General features: G+C 73.2%; 13 protein-coding genes. 8 read left to right on the forward strand and 5 right to left on the reverse strand.

Annotated features, from left to right (window positions below; genetic code table 11):
- Positions 1-225 precede the first annotated feature (225 nt).
- On the reverse strand, positions 226-2496 hold the full coding sequence (locus GPA10_RS28840; protein ID WP_157168044.1) for a catalase: 2271 nt from the start codon (positions 2494-2496) through the stop codon (positions 226-228).
- Positions 2497-2964: 468 nt separating this feature from the next.
- Here GPA10_RS28840 and GPA10_RS28845 point away from each other — a divergent pair, with 468 nt between their 5' ends.
- From GPA10_RS28845 to GPA10_RS43815, 6 genes are all read left to right on the forward strand, one after another.
- Positions 2965-3318 (forward strand): DUF6479 family protein, encoded by a 354-nt coding sequence (locus tag GPA10_RS28845; RefSeq protein ID WP_157168045.1) that lies wholly within the window; start codon positions 2965-2967, stop codon positions 3316-3318.
- Positions 3319-3397: 79 nt separating this feature from the next.
- Entirely contained in the window at positions 3398-3811 is a 414-nt protein-coding gene (locus tag GPA10_RS28850) for an SRPBCC family protein (RefSeq protein ID WP_157168046.1), read from the forward strand.
- Positions 3812-3859: 48 nt separating this feature from the next.
- On the forward strand, positions 3860-4894 hold the full coding sequence (locus GPA10_RS28855) for a DNA topoisomerase IB (RefSeq protein WP_157168047.1): 1035 nt from the start codon (positions 3860-3862) through the stop codon (positions 4892-4894).
- A gap of 279 nt (positions 4895-5173) precedes the next feature.
- The gene (locus GPA10_RS28860; protein ID WP_058850918.1) at positions 5174-5485 is read left to right on the forward strand and encodes a CU044_2847 family protein; all 312 of its coding nucleotides are present in this window, start codon (positions 5174-5176) and stop codon (positions 5483-5485) included.
- The gene (locus GPA10_RS28865; RefSeq protein ID WP_058850917.1) at positions 5482-6378 is read left to right on the forward strand and encodes a S1 family peptidase; all 897 of its coding nucleotides are present in this window, start codon (positions 5482-5484) and stop codon (positions 6376-6378) included. Before GPA10_RS28860 ends, GPA10_RS28865 begins: the two co-directional genes overlap by 4 nt.
- Positions 6375-10601 carry a CHAT domain-containing protein gene (locus GPA10_RS43815; protein ID WP_157168048.1) on the forward strand — a complete coding sequence of 1409 codons (4227 nt, stop codon included), beginning with the start codon at positions 6375-6377 and terminating at the stop codon, positions 10599-10601. Before GPA10_RS28865 ends, GPA10_RS43815 begins: the two co-directional genes overlap by 4 nt.
- Positions 10602-10729: 128 nt before the next feature.
- Here the strand turns inward: GPA10_RS43815 and GPA10_RS28875 are convergent, their stop codons facing one another.
- Entirely contained in the window at positions 10730-11782 is a 1053-nt protein-coding gene (locus GPA10_RS28875) for an aldo/keto reductase (RefSeq protein WP_157168049.1), read from the reverse strand.
- Positions 11783-11919: 137 nt separating this feature from the next.
- On the reverse strand, positions 11920-12336 hold the full coding sequence (locus GPA10_RS28880; protein WP_157168050.1) for a hypothetical protein: 417 nt from the start codon (positions 12334-12336) through the stop codon (positions 11920-11922).
- A 172-nt stretch (positions 12337-12508) separates the two neighbouring features.
- Here GPA10_RS28880 and GPA10_RS42850 point away from each other — a divergent pair, with 172 nt between their 5' ends.
- Positions 12509-13540, forward strand: coding sequence for a helix-turn-helix transcriptional regulator (locus GPA10_RS42850; RefSeq protein ID WP_157168051.1), 1032 nt, complete (start codon positions 12509-12511; stop codon positions 13538-13540).
- A gap of 207 nt (positions 13541-13747) precedes the next feature.
- Positions 13748-14482, forward strand: coding sequence for a GAF and ANTAR domain-containing protein (locus tag GPA10_RS28890; protein WP_157168052.1), 735 nt, complete (start codon positions 13748-13750; stop codon positions 14480-14482).
- Positions 14483-14890: 408 nt separating this feature from the next.
- Here the strand turns inward: GPA10_RS28890 and GPA10_RS28895 are convergent, their stop codons facing one another.
- Complete coding sequence (locus GPA10_RS28895; protein WP_343041428.1) at positions 14891-15445, reverse strand: chemotaxis protein CheB; 555 nt, start codon at positions 15443-15445, stop codon at positions 14891-14893.
- Positions 15446-15584: 139 nt separating this feature from the next.
- Positions 15585-16622 carry a YihY/virulence factor BrkB family protein gene (locus GPA10_RS28900; protein WP_079086808.1) on the reverse strand — a complete coding sequence of 346 codons (1038 nt, stop codon included), beginning with the start codon at positions 16620-16622 and terminating at the stop codon, positions 15585-15587.
- Between the last annotated feature and the right edge of the window lie 172 nt (positions 16623-16794).

Genomic DNA, 16794 nt, shown 5'->3' on the forward strand with positions numbered 1-16794 from the left:
TGCCGAGGGTGGGCGCACGCACCCAACCCACGGCTACCGAAGGGCAGTTGGCAGCACGGCACCCCCGCCCCCACATCGCAAGGTAAGCCTAACCTTATCTGCATCGAAGTGGATCAGGGGTGTGGTCGCGGCAAAAAAGTGGAGGGCGGGCCGTCCCAGGCCCGCCCTCCACGTATCAGGGGCGGCACATGTGCCGCTTCCTCGGGCTGCCGCCCGGCCGCCGGCTCAGGCCGGCGGCGCGAACCGCTCCCACACCCGGTGCTCCCCCAGCAACCCGGTGACCTGGTCCAGGGTGTCGGAGGCGGCGCCGGTGACCACCACGCCCGGGTCGTCCGCGGGCACACCGGCGGCCGTGAGCGCGTCACCGGCGTCGGCCCAGCCGCCGATCGCCTTGCCGTGCCGGTAGGCCTCAGCGATCATCAGGAGCACCCGCGGGTCCACCACGCCCGTGGCGCCCGGCTCGCCCGCCTTGGCGTCCCTGGCCCCGTACGCGTCGTTGCCAGGACCCGGCGCGCCCGCGAGGAGGACGGCGTCGAACTCGACCGAGCGGGCGGTGGCGTAGGTCCGCTGGACGGTGATCGGGTCGCCGCCCTCATCGAGCTTGCCACCCGTGGGCGCCACCACGAGCGGCACCAGACCCGCCGCCGACAGGGCGTCACGGGCGGCCCGTACGCCGTCCAGGTCGCCCTGTCCGCCGGTGACGACGGCGACCACGCGGCCGTCCGTCGGCCAGGTCCGGCCCAGCTGGGACAGCGCGGGGCTGGCCTCGGCGGACTCGATCGCCACCGTGGGTCCCGGCGCGGGCAGGCCGAGCCCCTCCGCGACGGGGCCGCACAGGTCCGGGTCGATGTTGGCCAGGACCTGAAGCCCCCGTTCCTTGATGGCCTGTTCGTAGCACTTGCCCAACTCGAAGGTGTAGGCGGCGACGATGTGCTCACGCTCCACCGCGCTCATGCTCCGCCAGAAGATCCGGGGCTGGCTGAAGTGGTCGTCGTACGACGCGGCGGCCTCGCGCACCTTCTGCGACTCCGGCACCGTCACCGGCGTCTCGATGTAGGCGCCCGTGTCCGCGCCCGCGAGGAACGGGCAGCCCCCGTCGAGGGAGTTGGGGTGGTAGGGCGCGACGCCCGTGTGCACGGCCGTCTGGTGCATGCCGTCACGCAGCATGTCGTTGACGGGGGCGTGCGGGCGGTTGATCGGGATCTGGGCGAAGTTGGGGCCGCCGAGCCGGCTGATCTGGGTGTCCAGGTACGAGAAGAGCCTGCCCGCGAGGAGCGGGTCGTCGGTGACGTCGATGCCGGGGACGAGGTGGCCCGGGTGGAACGCGACCTGCTCGGTCTCGGCGAAGTAGTTGGTGGGATTGGCGTTCAGCGTCATCAGACCGATGGGCTGCACCGGCGCCAGCTCCTCCGGGACGATGTTCGTCGGGTCGAGCAGGTCGATGCCCTCGAAGGTCTGCTCGGGGGTGTCGGGGAACGTCTGGATGCCCAGCTCCCACTGCGGGTGGGCCCCCGCCTCGATGGCGTCCGCCAGGTCGCGCCGGTGGAAGTCGGGGTCGATGCCGTTGACGAGCTGCGCCTCCTCCCACACCAGCGAGTGGACGCCCAGCTTCGGCTTCCAGTGGAACTTCACCAGGGTGGTGGCGCCCTCGGCGTTCACCAGCCGGAAGGTGTGGACGCCGAAGCCCTCCATCATGCGGTACGAGCGGGGGATTCCCCGGTCGGACATGTTCCACAGGGTGTGGTGGGTGGCCTCGGTGTGCAGCGTGACGAAGTCCCAGAACGAGTCGTGGGCGCTCTGGGCCTGCGGGATCTCCCGGTCCGGGTGCGGCTTGCCCGCGTGGATGATGTCCGGGAACTTGATCGCGTCCTGGATGAAGAAGACCGGGATGTTGTTGCCGACCAGGTCGAAGGTGCCCTCGCCGGTGTAGAACTTCGTCGCGAAGCCGCGGGTGTCGCGCACCGTGTCGGACGATCCGCGCGAACCGAGGACGGTGGAGAACCGTACGAAGACCGGCGTCTCCACGTCCTTGCCGAGGAAGGCCGCCTTCGTCACGGAGGCCGCGGTGCCGTAGCCCTGGAACACTCCGTGCGCGGCGGCGCCCCGGGCGTGCACCACCCGCTCCGGGATCCGCTCGTGGTCGAAGTGGGTGATCTTCTCCCGCAGGTGGTGGTCCTGGAGCAGGACGGGTCCCCGCGGCCCGGCCTTCAGGGAGTGGTCCGTCTCGTACAGCCGGTTGCCCTGGGCGGTCGTCAGGCGTTCCCCGCTCTGTGCCCGGACGCCTTCGCCGGCTCCGGTGGGACGGCCCGTCGGGCTCACCGGCGCGGGGGCCCGCTGGTCGGGTTTGGGCGGCAGGGGCTGCCTGGGCTCCGTCGGTTCGTCGAAGGAGGGCGGCTCCGCTCCGGGCCGTCCGGGGATGTCGTGCGCCGGATTCCCTCCGGTCACGGCATCCGCGGCCTTCCGCGCCGCCTTCTCGATCGGGTTCTTCTCAGTCATCACTTTCCCAACGCTCAGTGTGGCGTGAGCCGCGGCCCACGCCGGCCTCCGGACTCCGGTGTCACGTCCCCTGCCGGCCGGCCGCGACGGCTGCCCGCTCGGCCTGCGTCGCATGGGTACCCGAACATCTGTCGGTAAACCTGGGGGCCACCTGGTGGGAGTAGTCCCCGGCCCGCCCCCGCCGTCCCGCACCGGGTCGTGGTGCGGGACCGCCCGTTTACCCGGACAGTGGAAGGGCACGCGTCCGGGGCCGCACCGCGGTCCGGTCGCCCTTGGTGAGCAGGAGGTCTCCACCGAATCTCGGGAAACCGGCCTTCACCACGCGGGTCGGGGTACCCGCGGCAAGGAATTCTCGCTGCTGGAATTTTCCATTCCCGCTGCTGGAACTTTCAATGAGAACTGGATGGATGGGACCGGGAGGCGTAGATGACGGGCTATCTTTCGATCGGGGGCGGGTACAACCGCCACATGAAGACCATGGAACTCGCTGTTTCGGCCGGCGCGGAACTGCTTATGTGGATTGCCGGTCTCGTCGTGGTCGCGGTTCTTCTCGGCGCCTTTTTCTGGGGCCGCCGCGTGCAGTCACGGGAATCCCGGAAGCCGCTTCCGGAGGAGCAGCCGCACCTGCCCGAGGGCGGCCCTGTCAGAGAGGTACGGGAGTACCGCGACCCGGACGAAGTGCCGCAGGACGGAAATCGGCTCCTGCCCCATGAGCTGAAAGAGGGATACGGCAGTTCGAGTACGCACCCCAGCGCCTCGCAGGACCCGAACGACCACAAGAAGGGCCGCGGCAGCAGCTTCGGCGGCGGCGGTCTGGGATAGCGACCCGCGCCCCCGCAGGACGCTCGGACAGCGACCCGAGCCGCAGCAGGACGCCCACCCGGCAAAGGACGGTACTCCGATGACCGAGTACGAACGCACGCGCACCATGCCCGCACAGCCCGAGCACGTCTTCGACCAGGCGGCCAACGTCGACCAGCTCGACACCTGGCTGCCGGAGGCCCTGCACGTGCGGCCTGAGGACCCGCCCGCCGTCACCGTGCACGAGGACCGCACCGACGAGGACACCGACGCCGTGCTGCGCGCCCGGCGCGAGCAGATGCGGCTCGAATGGGGCACCCGCGACCGGGGCAGCTACACCGGCTGGCTCCAGGTCGCGGGCATGGACGGCGGCGTCAGCGAGGTGACCGTGCACCTGTCGTTCTTCGACGCGGGCCACGACCCGGGCGAGAAGGCCGTGCACGACGCCCTGGACACCAGCCTGGAGCGGCTGGAGGAGCAGGTGCGGCTGCGGGTCGACAACGCGGCTGGTTGAGCGTCGGCGGGTGCGCCGGGCGCCCTGTGTCGAGCGAAGGAGATCCGGTTGCGCCTCTGTCACAGCCGGCCCACCGAGCCGGGATATCTGCGCAAGCGGCACGGGCGCGGCTTCCGCTACCTCGATCAGCGCGGCCGTCCCCTGCGTGACCCCGGCGAGCTGGACCGCGTCAAGGCCCTGGTGATCCCGCCCGCCTGGCGGGAGGTCTGGATCTGCCGCAAGGCCAACGGCCATCTGCAGGCGGTGGGCACCGACGACGCGGGACGCCGCCAGTACCTCTACCACCCGCAGTTCCGCGCCGAGCAGGAGCAGGCCAAGCACGAGCACGTCCTGGACGTGGCGGAGCGCCTGCCCGAGGTGCGCACGGCGGTGGAGGCGCACCTCGGTGACCGCGGACTCACCCGGCAGCGGGTGCTCGCGACCGCCGTCCGCCTCCTCGACCTCGGCTTCTTCCGCGTCGGCAGCGACCGCTACGCCGACCGCAACAACACCTACGGTCTGACCACCCTGCTGCGTGAGCACACCACCTGCCGGGGCGGCGAAGTGCTGTTCTCCTACCCCGCCAAGGGCGGCATCGAGCGGGTCCAGGCGACCGTCGACCCCCCGGCGTGCCGGGCCGTCACCGCGCTGCTGCGCCGCCGCGCCGAGGGCGACCGGCTCTTCGCCTACTGGGAGGGGCGGCAGTGGCACGAACTGGGCGGCGGGGACGTCAACGCGTACCTGCAAGAGCTCGCCGGACTCCCGGTCACCGCCAAGGACTTCCGGACCTGGCACGCCACGGTCATGGCCGCCGTGGCGCTCGCCGTGTCCCGCGGCGCCGCGCACAGCGAGACCTCCCGGCGCCGCGCCGTCGGCCGGGCGGTCCGCGAGGTCGCCTCCTACCTCGGCAACACCGCCCCCGTCTGCCGCGCCTCGTACATCAATCCGAAGGTCATCGAGCTGTACGAGGAGGACGTCACCGTGGCCGCGGTCCTGCCGCGCCTCGGTGCCGAGGGCACGTACGGCACCCCGGCGACCCAGGGCCCCGCCGAGGAGGCCGTCCTGCACATGCTCCGCACGGGCCGCGCGCCGACCGCGAGGTGAACCGCCGCGGGCGGCCGAGTCCCGACCGGGGGCAGGTGCCGCCCCCGGACCGGGGGCAGGTGCCGCCCCGACCGGGAGTGGTCCGATCCGGCGGGCACCCGCCTCCGGCATGCCCGACCGGCATGGTCGAAGTCGTCGCGCACACGCCCGCCCGTCGATACGCTGCCCGGGAGACAGTGCGCCGTCAACGCCCGCCGCACACGGCGGACTTGTGCTGCGCAGGGAACGTGTGGCGCGTCGTGGGGCGCACACAGGGGCGCGGGGGAAGCGGGAAGAACCATGGCCCAGATCAGAGTCGAGACCGTCGCCCTCGACGCCGTCGGCACCCGGCAGATCGCCTCCAGGACCCGCGCGACGACCCTGCTCGACGACCGCTCCGCCGAGCTGGAGGAGGCCATCGTGCAGGCGTCGGCCATCGCCCAGGACTCCCTCGCGCAGGTGCCCGCGCGGGGCGGGTGGCAGGTGTCCGGCATGCAGGTCACCTTCGGCCTGACCCTCGCCGCCGAGGCCGGAGTCATCCTCTCCAAAGCCTCCGCGGAGGCGTCCTTCGAGGTCACCCTCACCGTGGAGCGGACGTCGGACGCCCCGTGACCGGCTGCGGACCGTACTGGGTGGATCTGCACCGGGCCGGACAGCGGCTCGGCGGCGGCTTCCTGCTGACCAACTGGCTCGTGCTCACGGCGCTGCACTGTCTGCGCGGCCAGGTACAGGTCGACGACCGTCTCGACGTCGTCCTCGCCGACGGCGCCCTGCTCGCCGCCCGCGTCAGCCGGCTCGAACCGGCGGCGGACCTGGCGCTGATCGGCATCACGCCCCCGCAGCGCGCCATTCCCCGGATACCCAACTCGGGGCCCGCCCGCATCGGGGGCCGCTGGCGCGGCCCGTACCGCCCAGCCGCCGACGAAGTGGAACTCAGCGGCCGCATCGACACCCGGGCGGCCTCCTACCTGTGCGAGGGCGGCGGCACCATCGAGGCGCTGCAACTCTCCGCCGACCAGTTCCTCGGCGACTACTCCGGCTACTCGGGCGGTCCCGTGGAGGACACCACGTCCTGCGACGGCCACGCCCCCGAGCGCACCGCGGACGGGCAGCACCCCATGGTGGTCGGCATCCTCCTGGAGCAGGCGCCGGACCGGGTCGCCGCCGACCGCGCCGCCAACGTCCTGTTCGCGGCCACCATCGCGGAGGCGATGCGCCGGTTCGACTCCCTGGGCGTGGCCCACCTCGTCGACGTGCTCCGCCCGCCCCCGGACGCCCACGCCGCCTCCGAGGGCGCCGAGCCACCACCGGTCCCGCGGGCCGCCACCGCCGTGGTGACCGACGCGCCGCCCAACCCGCTGATCGCGACGGCCGACGCCTATCTGAAGGAGATCGACGCGGCCGCCGCCGAGGGAGTCATGGACGCGGCCCAGATCGCGGAGCTGCGCTTCCAGGTCTGGCAGCACAAGATCCGTGCCACGTTCGGCGAGGACGGTACGCCGTGACCAGCCGGCGCCGGGCAGCCCGGCCGAGCCCGGCCCTTCACCGCAGGGCCGAGCGGATCTGGCGCACCGCCCTGTCCCTGGCGCGGGCGGCGGTGGCCGGCGACCCCGAGGCCCGAGCCGGGCTCCCCGCCGTCCTGTCCGTGCTGCGCCACTCCCCCGCCGTCCTCGGCCCGGCGGGCGCCGCCCGCGACCTCGCCGCCCTGACCGCGCACCTGGACGCGCTCGGCCTGCACGCGATGGCCCAGGCGCTCCTCGACGACCTGGCCGCGGGTGTGCTCGGCGGCACCTTGGAGGTGAGCGGCGACAACGCGTCCCGCAACCAGCTCGCCGTGACCTTCGCCGGGCGCGGCCGGCTGACGGCGGCGGCACACCTCCTCGACCGGGCCGCGTACCCGCCCGGCGGCACCGAGGACTCCGCGCTGCGGGCCCGCGCCCTGGCCAACACGGCCGCCGTCGCCCTGCGGCTCGGTGACTTCGCGGAGGCGGCGCTGCACGCGGGCGAGGCTCTCCGAGCGCTCCCCGCGGTCACCGTCCCCGAGAGCCGTGTCGACGTGACGCTGCTCGCCCTGGCCGTCCGCACGGCCGCGGCCCGCGCGGTGGGCGACGACGCCACGGCCGACGCCCTGCTGCCCGGCCTCGACGCCGCCGTGCGGGACGTGGTGCGCGAGCGCGGCAGCGACCACCCCTCGTCCCTCTCGGCCCTCGTCACCCTGGCCTCGGCGGAGTCCGCGGCGGCCGGTGCGGCGGGCGACCGCGAGCGCCAGGAGCGGGCCGCGGACGTCCTCGCCATCGCGGCGCAGAAGGCCTCGGCCCTGATGGGCCCCGAGCACCCGCAGGCGGTCTCCGCGACGCTTGCCCACGCGACCGCCGAGTACGAGGCCGCCGTCGGCTCGGGGTCCCTCCGACGCCTGGACAACGCCGAGGCGTTGATGGAGGCCGCCGCCGAGCGGGCGGGATCGCTGCTGCGCGAGACCGCCGGGTCCGTGCCGCCCCCGGCGCACGCGGGCGAACCCACCGAGGCCGAGGCCACCGGAGCCGGACGCGCCGGAACCGAGGCCACCGGAGCCGGACGCGCCGGAACCGAGGCCACCGGAGCCGGACGCGCCGGAACCGAGGCCACCGGAGCCGGACGCGCCGGAGCCGAGAGTGCCGGAGCCGAACCCGTCCCGCCCCGCAGTGAGGCGCGCGAGGAAGCACCTCTGCGCCTGGGCCGTCTCGGGGAACTGAGACTCCACTCCTACGTCCACGGCGAGGGAGCGCCCGGGGACCTCCGCCAGGCCCTCACCGCGTTCCGCGAGGCCTTCCGGGGTCGCACGAATGTTCCCGGCGGCGCCCCCCGGGACGCCCCTTCCTGGCACCGCTGGCGCATCCTCCACGGTTACGCGCTCGTGCTGCGGTACGAGACGCGGAGCAGGACCGGCGTCACCCCCGCCCTCGACTTCCTCGACGCCCTCGACTCGCTCGACTCGCTCGACGAAGCCGTGCAGTTGCTCACCACCGGCCTCACGAAGCTGCCTGCGGGCGACGACGACCTGCGCACGCTCGCCCTGCTGCTCCTCGCCCACTGCGCGCTGCGGCGCTACGAGGCACACCTCGCACGCTCGGACCGGCGTCCCACGCACCTTCCGGGACTGCTCGACGAGGCCCTGGCCCGCCACGTCACGGCGACGGACGCCGTGCGGCCGCGCACCCCGGAGGCCGCCGCCCTCATCGAGACGCTCGCGCGGCTGCATCTGGAACGCCATCTGCTGCTCGGCGGGACGACGAGCCCGGTGCCGGGCCCCGCGCGCTCCGGCGGCGGCTCGTCGGGAACCACCTGGGAGACCCTGGCGGCCACCGCGTACGGGCAGGCGCTGATCTGGCGCGAGACACGGGACGAGATCCCCGCCGCCGAGGTCGAGGCCTTGATCGGCACGCTTCTGCGAGCTCCCGACGCCGTGCGCCGACTTCCGCGGGGCGCTTTGGAGACCTTCGAACGGCTTCTGCACCACCGCGGCGCGCGGGGCTGGAGCGTCCCGGCGCTCAGCCTGGCGATCACCCTCCTGGGGCACCCCGAGCACGCCGCGGCGGACGCGCCTGCGGGCGCCGCACGCCGCTCGTGGCTCGACGGCCTGTCCAGGCTGACCTCCGGGCGGCCCCCTCTCGGCCATCTGTCCGCCCACCGGCGGCGCGTGTCTGTCGAGCGCGACCGCGACGACGTGGGGAGCCTCAGCAGGAATCCCCTCTGGCGGCCGGACGACGCGCGCGCGTGGATCCCCGTCATGACGGCGTGGATTCCCGGCCACAAGGGCGACCTCGCCGGCGACGGCCGCCGGCAGACAGCCGGCCGCGCCCAACTCGCCGCGGCCCACGAAGCCGTGCGGGAAGCATGGTCGTGCATGGGCCGGGGCGACCTGGCGACGACGGACCACTACCTCGCCGAAGCCGCCGGAATCCACGCCACGCTCGACTCCGACCATCCGGCGCGCCTGGAGACATGGATGCTCCTGAGCCGCACACACCTCCTGCGTGACTCCCTCGCCCGCCGTACGGGCCACTCCCCCACGCCCCGCCCGGTACCACCGCCGACCCCGGCCCAGATCCGGCACGGAGTCGCCCGTCTCTCCGGTGACGAGCGCACCCGGCTGCTCGGCGAGGCCGGGGTCAGCCTCCTGCTCAGCGGCGGCGAGAACCGACGCTCCGAGGCGAGGAGCCTGCTGCGGGAGGCGTACGAGGTCCTCGACGACGACCACCAGGGCTTCTTGCGCTACGCCTACTACCTGGGGTCCGCCGAGTGCTTCCACATCACGCCGGGCTCGGGCAGGCAGACACGGGAGGCGCAACTGGCGGGCGGCATCGAGATCCTGGAGCGCGCAGCCGTCATCGCCGAGGACACGGACCGGCACGACTGGGGAGACATCGCCTTCGCGCTGGCGCGCGCGTACCGCGCCCGTGACGCGGGGTACCGCAGGGACCGCACGTCGAGCCTGCGCACGGGACTCAGGGCGGCCGGTGCCATGGTGGTCGCCACCCCGACGCCCGGCCCGGGTCCGAGCCGTGTGACGGAGGACCAGCTGGACGCCGCCCGCCCGGCGTCCGCCGCCCGCGAGGTCGCCGCCTGGTGCTACGAGGACGGCGCGCTCGTCGAACTAGTCCACGCGCTGGAGCTGTGGCGCGCAGCCTCGCTGCCGGGCACGCCGCCGGGCACGCCACCGGAACCGGCGGAGATCGGCCGGGCCCTGACCGTGTCCGGCCGGGACGCGCTGGTGTATCTGGTACCGGCGTCGGACTCCGCCGCCGGACTCGCCCTCGTCGTCACCGCCGCAGGGGGGACGTACGCGATTCCGCTGCCCGACCTCATCGACGACACCGGGCCGCTCCCCGCCTACCTCCGCGACCGGTCGTCGCTGTCCGACCTGTGCGGATGGGCGGCGCGGGCCGCCATGAGCCCGGTCCTCTCCGCGCTGGCGGACGCACGCCCCAGCGGTCTGCCGCGGCTCGTCCTCGTCCCGCTCGGCCGTCTCGGCGCCGTGCCCTGGCACGCCGCGTCCCGGCACGACACGAGCGGCGGCGAACGGCGCCAGTACGCCCTCGAGTACGCCGAGTTCACCTACGCGGTGTCCGCGCGGGCGCTGTGCGACGAGGTGCGCGGCGACCGCGCCCCGGGCGGCCGGGACCCGCTGGACGCGGCTCCGGTGGTGGCGTACGAACCGCAGGACGCGCTGCGCCATCTGCGTGCCGTGCGACCGGCCGCCGGTGGTGTCCTGACGCTGGCCGGGCCCGCGCACTACCGCGACGGCAGCCTCGGCCCCGAACTGACGCTGCCCGGGGGCCCGCTCCGCCTCACGTCCGTCGCCGAGGCCCTGCACCGGCGCCGCGGCGGCGAGCCCGCCACCGTCCTGGTCACCGACTGCCGCGGCGACGGCCTGGTCCGCGACGACGAGGCCGCGCTGCGCCTGTCGGCCGCGCTCCAGTGGGCGGGGGCGCGTACGGTGGTCGCCCCCCTGTGGCCCGTGCGCGACAGCGCGACCTCCGCGCTCCTCGCCCTGACCCATCACTTCCTGCGCACCCGGGGCACCTCACCCGCGACCGCGCTGCGCACGGCCCAGATGTGGATGCTGGACTCGCACCGCGGCCTGCCGTCGGACCTGCGCGCGGGGGCGGCGGACGCGGTGCGGCACCTGCCGCCCGGCCGTCCCGTCGACCCGGCGGACTGGGCCGCGTACGTCTGCTTCGGGGGCTGACCGGGGCGGGCCCCGGCGACGGGTCCCAGGCGTGCGCCGTGGGACGTACCCCGATGTCGCCCACGTCGGCCGTGACGGGCTGTGCGGCGGCGGAGGCGAAGGCGCCAGGTGCGGTCGCGGGGGTGCGGTCAGGCGGTGGCGGCCCTGCTGCCGGTCGTGCGGCGCCGCAGCGCGGGGGTGGTGAGTGCCGGCGGGGACCACACGCCGTCCGGCGGATAGACGTCGGTGCCGGGCGGCACGATCGCGTCGATCCGGTCGAGGGCCGCGTCGTCGAGGACCACCGAGGCGCCCTTGAGCGTGTCCCGCAGCTGCTCCATCGTGCGCGGGCCGATGATCACCGAGGTGACGGCGGGGTGGGCGAGCGGGAAGGCGATCGCCAGTTCCGGCAGTGAGCAGCCCACTTCCCCGGCCAGGGTGACGAACTGCTCGACGGCGTCGAGCTTCGCGGTGGTGAGCGGGGCCGCCGGGTCGAAGCGGGCCGGGTTCAGGGTGGGGCGTCCGCTGCTCAGATCGAGGGTGCGGCCCTTGCGGTAGCGGCCGGTCAGGAATCCCGAGGCCAGCGGCGACCAGGTGAGGACACCCATGCCGAGGCGCTGCGCCACCGGCAGGACATGCCGCTCGACGCCGCGGGCGAGCAGCGAGTAGGGCGGCTGCTCGGTGCGGAACCGCTGGAGCCCGCGGCGGTCGGCGACGTGGTGGGCCTCGACGATCTGGTCCGCGGGGAACGTGGAGCAGCCGAACGCCCTGATCTTGCCCTGCCGCACGAGGTCGGTCAGGGCGGACAGCGTCTCCTCGACGTCGGTCGTGTGGTCGGGGCGGTGCACCTGATAGAGGTCGATCCAGTCGGTGTCGAGGCGCCGCAGGCTGTCCTCGACCGCGCGGACGATCCAGCGCCGCGAGTTGCCGCCGCGGCCCGGACCCTCGCCCATCGGGAAGTGCACCTTGGTCGCGAGCACCACGTCGTCGCGGCGGCCCTTGAGGGCCTTGCCGACGATCGTCTCCGACTCCCCGGCGGAGTACATGTCGGCGGTGTCGACGAAGTTGATCCCCTCGTCGAGCGCGGCGTGGACGATCCGTACGCAGTCGTCGTGATCGGTGTTGCCGACGGCCCCGAACATCATCGTGCCGAGGCAGTAGGGGCTGACCTCGATGCCGGTGCCGCCCAGAACACGGTGGCGCATGCAACTCTCCTTGGACGCCGTCCTCTTGGATGCGGCGACTGTACGAGCTGGAGTCCACTTCAACGCAAGGGCGACCGCGTGCGGTTCCGATAGCGCCCCGCGAGCGCGGGGCCGCCCCTGACGGTGCGTCCCGCGGTCTACTCGCCGATCGGGGAGATCGCGATGCAGCCCGCGACGACGTGCTCGCCGGAGGCCTCCTTGATGACCTTGCCCTTGTAGATCACCTTGCAGGTGAGGTCGGCGCCGGTCGGGTCCGTCGACACGGGGACGACGGTGGGCGGCATGATGCCGCGCAGTGTCACCGTCTTCTTCCACGGCAGCTCCGGCGAAGTCTCCTTCTCCAGCTTCGGATTGGCCGCGGAGCCCTCGCCGGCGGAGAACTCGATCTCGTCGACGTTCTTGCCGGAGACCTCGTAGGTCACCTCGTACTTCTCGTTGACGGCTTTGTCGACCGCGTCGACAGCCTTCTCCTCGGCCTCGGAGCAGGCGCCGAGGGTCAGCGCGAGTCCGGCGGCGGCGAGGGTGCACACAGCAGTGCGAATGGGTCTGTTCATGGCGGCAGACAACAGTAAAGGACACGTAAAGTCAATCTGGCCGTGTGCCGTCGCCGCAGTTCAGGGGCGCACAAGCACAGGCGCCCGCCGGGTCGTCACACACCGTCAGGCCTCGTGACGCGTCCTGCTGAATTCTCGGGCACCGTGCGCCGCTCCTTGCCATACTCCTTTCATGGCGTTCGGGGTGGAGCGGGCCGTCGGCGGGATCGCGGCAGCGGCGGGCGAGGCCGCCGACGTGCACGAGTTGGGGCACGGGCTCTCCCGCGCGCTGGGCCGCCTGATTCCGCACGACGGTTTCATGCTCTCCGGACTCGACCCGCTCTCCCAGGTCAGCTGCTTTCTCAGCGGCGAACACACCTACAGCTACCCGTCGTTGCGGCACGTCCTGCTCGGCGAGTTCACGGCGAGCGACCGCCATCCGTTCAAGGAGCTGTGGTACGGCGCCGCACAGGTGGGCGTGCTCGGCTCCGGCGTACGGGAGGAGCGGCGCAGCCTGCGTCTCCACGAGGTCATGGTGCCGCAGGGGTTCGGCAGCGAGATGCGTCTCGCGCTGGTCGGCGGCGGGCCGCTGTGGGGGACGCTGGCGCTGGTGCGCGAGCGGGGCCGGGCCTGCTTCACCGCCGCGGAGGCCGTGCACGCGCAGTGCCTGGTGACGCCGCTCGCGCGGGCGCTGCGGCGGTTCGTGGCCCGGGGGACCCCCCGTCCGCTGCGCTCCGTCCGGCCGCCCGCGGTCATCGTCGTCGACGGCGCCGACCGCATCCGGGCCGCGACCCCGGACAGCCCCTACTGGCTCCGGGCCTGCCTGCCCGGCTTCCTGGGATCGGATGACGTCCTGCCCGTCGCGTACTGGCACAGCACGTTCATGGCCCGCAGCCGCAGAGGTCCCGTGGTCAACCGCGTGCCGCACCCCGACGGCTGGATCGAGACCCGGGCGCAGCTCCTCGCGGGAACGGGCACGGGCGAGGTGGCCCTCACCATCCAGCCCGCCACCACCCGCACCCTGCTGCCCGCGCTCACCGCCTGGTACGGCGTCACCCCCCGCGAGGCCGCAGTCCTGCATCAGGCCGTCGAAGGCCTCCCCGCCAAACAGATCGCCCGCCGCCTCGACGTCTCCCCGCACACGGTCAACGACCATCTCAAGGCCCTCTACCGCAAGTTCGGCGTCTCGGCCCGCGAGGAACTCCTGGCGACCCTCGCGCACTGACGGATTCGGGCCCCGCGGGCGGCGCCTGCTCGGGCCGGGTCCGTGCGACGGACGGCACGGGCCCGGCCGTACCGGACCGACGGCTCCCGGGACCGGCTCATGGCCGTCTTCCCAACGGCGGGCCGGCACGGAAGGATGGCCACGGCGCACAGGACGGCGCGAGCCTTCCGGCGTCGGGCAGCACCCCCTATCGAAGGTGGCCCGATCATGGGCACGACTCGTGAGGAGCGGTTGGTCGCCGCGTTCGTCGACCTTGCCGACATCCTGACCGAAGACTTCGACATCATGGAGTTCCTGCACCGCCTCGCCGATCACGCGGTCGCACTCCTCGACCTCGCCGACTGCGGCGCCATGCTCATCGGCGCGCAGGGCCACGTCGTGCAGGCCACCGCGTCCGGCGAGTCCGCGCGGCGCCTGGAACTCTCCCAGATCGAACTGGAGCAGGGCCCGTGCTGGGACTGCGTCCAGTCCGGCGCCCCCGTCCTCGACACCTTCCTGGACAGCGACGCGACGCGTCGGCGGTGGCCGGACTTCACCCCGCTCGCGCTCGCCCAGGGGTTCAGCGGGATCGTCGCGCTGCCGATGCGGCTGCGCGGCCAGACCGTCGGTGCCCTCAACCTCTTCCACCGGCACAGCCGGGCCATGCCCTTCGTCGATCTGCGCCTCGCGCAGGCGCTCGCGGACGCGGCGGCCATCGCCATCCTCACCCAGCGCACCCTGCACGACCAGCGCCTCGTGACCGAGCAGTTGCAGACCGCCCTCGACAGCCGGATCGTCATCGAACAGGCCAAGGGCGCCCTCGCCGCCCGCACGGGGCTCAGTATGGACGAGGCCTTCGACCGGCTGCGGCGGCACGCCCGGCACCGGCGGCAGCGCCTGACCGCGCTGGCTCTCGAAGTGATCCAGAACCCCGCCGAGCAACTCGCGGGCCCCTCGCCGTGAGCCGTCGCGTCCCGGCGCGTGCTCGTCCTCGGTGAAGCCGAGGGATGCGGCCGCCGCCGTGAGAACCCGAGAACCGGCGACGGCCGCCGGTGCCGGAGCAGGACCTCCCCTTTCACCGCCCCGGCGTGGTCCGCCCTTCCTGGGAGGCCGGGAACAGCGGGAGTGTCCCCTGGCGCGTCGGACCGGGAAGGGCGGGGCCGGAGCCGCGTGTGTCCGCTGCGGCGCGGGTCTCCGACCAGTCTGGTGTGCGTGCTGTGACGCTCGGAGATCTCGAGGTCCGGGAGATCCGGCCAAGGCAGTGACGCCTGGTCTGTCACGGAGCGTAGACCGGTTCGTCACGCGGCGACAAGCCTTGGGTCAAGCCAACCGGCGCGCGCCTGCCCCGCACCCGCTGCCCGGGAGCGCGGTTCAGGCGCGCTGGACGAGACGGTCGATGACCCGCCCGATGGCTTCGAGATGCAGGACGAGGTCCACCTGCCCCGTCTCGATGGCGGATTTGGGCATGCCCTTGAACTCGGCCGTCTCGGGATCCTGAACGATCACCGTGCCCCCGCGGGCCTTGACGGCCCGCACGCCCCGGGAACCGTCCCCGTCGGTGCCGGTGAGAACGCAGGCGACGATCCGGGATCCGTACGTCTGCGCTGCCGACTCGAAGAGGGGGTCAGCGGCCGGGCGGGCGAAGTTGACCCGGTCCTCCTGGGTGAGGGACAACATGCCGAACGCTCGCACACACAGGTGCCAGTCGGGCGGGGCGATGTGGACGGTCCCCGGCTGTGCCTGCTCTCCGTCCTCCGCGAGCTTGACCTTCAAGGGGGTATGGGGCGAGAGCACGCGCACGATGAGTGTCTCGCGGTTGCGATTGAGGTGCTGGACCACGAGCACCGGCACGGGCAGGGCGGCGTCCAGGCCGCCGAGCAGCTTCCTGAGGCCTTCATGGCCTCCGGCGGAGGCGGCCACCAGCACGGCAGCACATCCTCCGGGGGAATCGCCCTCGCTGTTCGTCCGCACCTCTCCACCGTAACGTGGCACGTCGGGCGGGGCCTGACTGCCCCGGCCGAGGTCGCTCGGGCGGGTCGGTGGCAGCGCCCTCGCCTCCCGGCTCTCAGCCGGTCTGTTCCTGCGGCCAGGTGCGGGTGTCGCGCGGCTCCACGTAGGGCTCCTCCCCCTCGGGTTGGCCGCCCTCGATGGACCGTTCACGGGCCAGTTCGGCGTCGAACTCCAGGCCGAGCAGGATCGCCAGGTTCGACACCCACAGCCAGACCAGGAAGACGATGGCGCCCGCAAGGGCTCCGTATGTCTTGTTGTACGAGCCGAAGTTCGCCACGTACAGAGCGAACCCGGCCGAGGCGGCCAGCCACAGCAGCACCGCGAGGACACTTCCGGGACTCACCCAACGAAACCCCCTGCCGCGGACGTTCGGTGCGGCCCAGAAGAGCAGGGCGATCATCAGGACCACCAGGAGCACCAGCACCGGCCACTTGGCGACGGCCCACACGGTCAGGGCCACGTCCCCCACGCCCAGCACATCGCCCGCACGCTTCGCCACGGGCCCGGTGAACACCACGATCACCGCGCTGGCAGCCACCAGCAGCATCAGTACGACGGTGAGCCCGAGCCGCAGCGGCGTCAGCTTCCACACCGGCCGGCCCTCGCGGAGGTCGTACACGGCGTTGGCGCTGCGGATGAACGCGGCGACGTACCCCGAGGCGGACCACAGCGCCCCGACCAGGCCGACGATGGCGAGCACACCGCCGGTGGCGCTGCTGCGCTGGAGCTGCCGCACCGCGTCCTTGATGATGTCGCGGACGGCTCCGGGGGCCAGCTGCTGGAGGTTGTCCACGATGTTGCGGGTCGCCTCCTGCCCGGCCACGCCGAGGAGGGCGACAAGGACGAGCAGGGCGGGGAAGAGGGACAGCACCCCGTAGTACGTCAACGCCGCCGCTCGGTCGGGCAGTTCGTCCTCCATGAACTCCTTGCCCGTGCGCCGCAGCACCTGCCCCCAGGCACGGGCAGGCACCTGCGTGGGCCCCTCCGGCGCGTTCCGTTCCACCTCGGGCCCCGGCCCGGCGCCCGCCCCCGGCTCTCCGCGTACCGTCTCCGGCTCTGTGAAGCCGCGTTCCTGCTTGTCTGTGCCTGCCATGCCTTGCGGGTTGCCCGCGGTGGCGTGCCCAACCCCTCGGCTTTCCACCCCCCACGTTCGCTCCGTCATGCGTGTTCACGGTTGGCACCACATACTCGGGGGAGACGGGAGGGACCAAGGAGGCGCCGTCAGGCCAGGAGCGGCACCTGTAGCCACTTGCAGCGATACAGGA

It is taken from the genome of Streptomyces typhae (genome assembly GCF_009755605.1).
Lineage (GTDB): Bacteria > Actinomycetota > Actinomycetes > Streptomycetales > Streptomycetaceae > Streptomyces > Streptomyces typhae.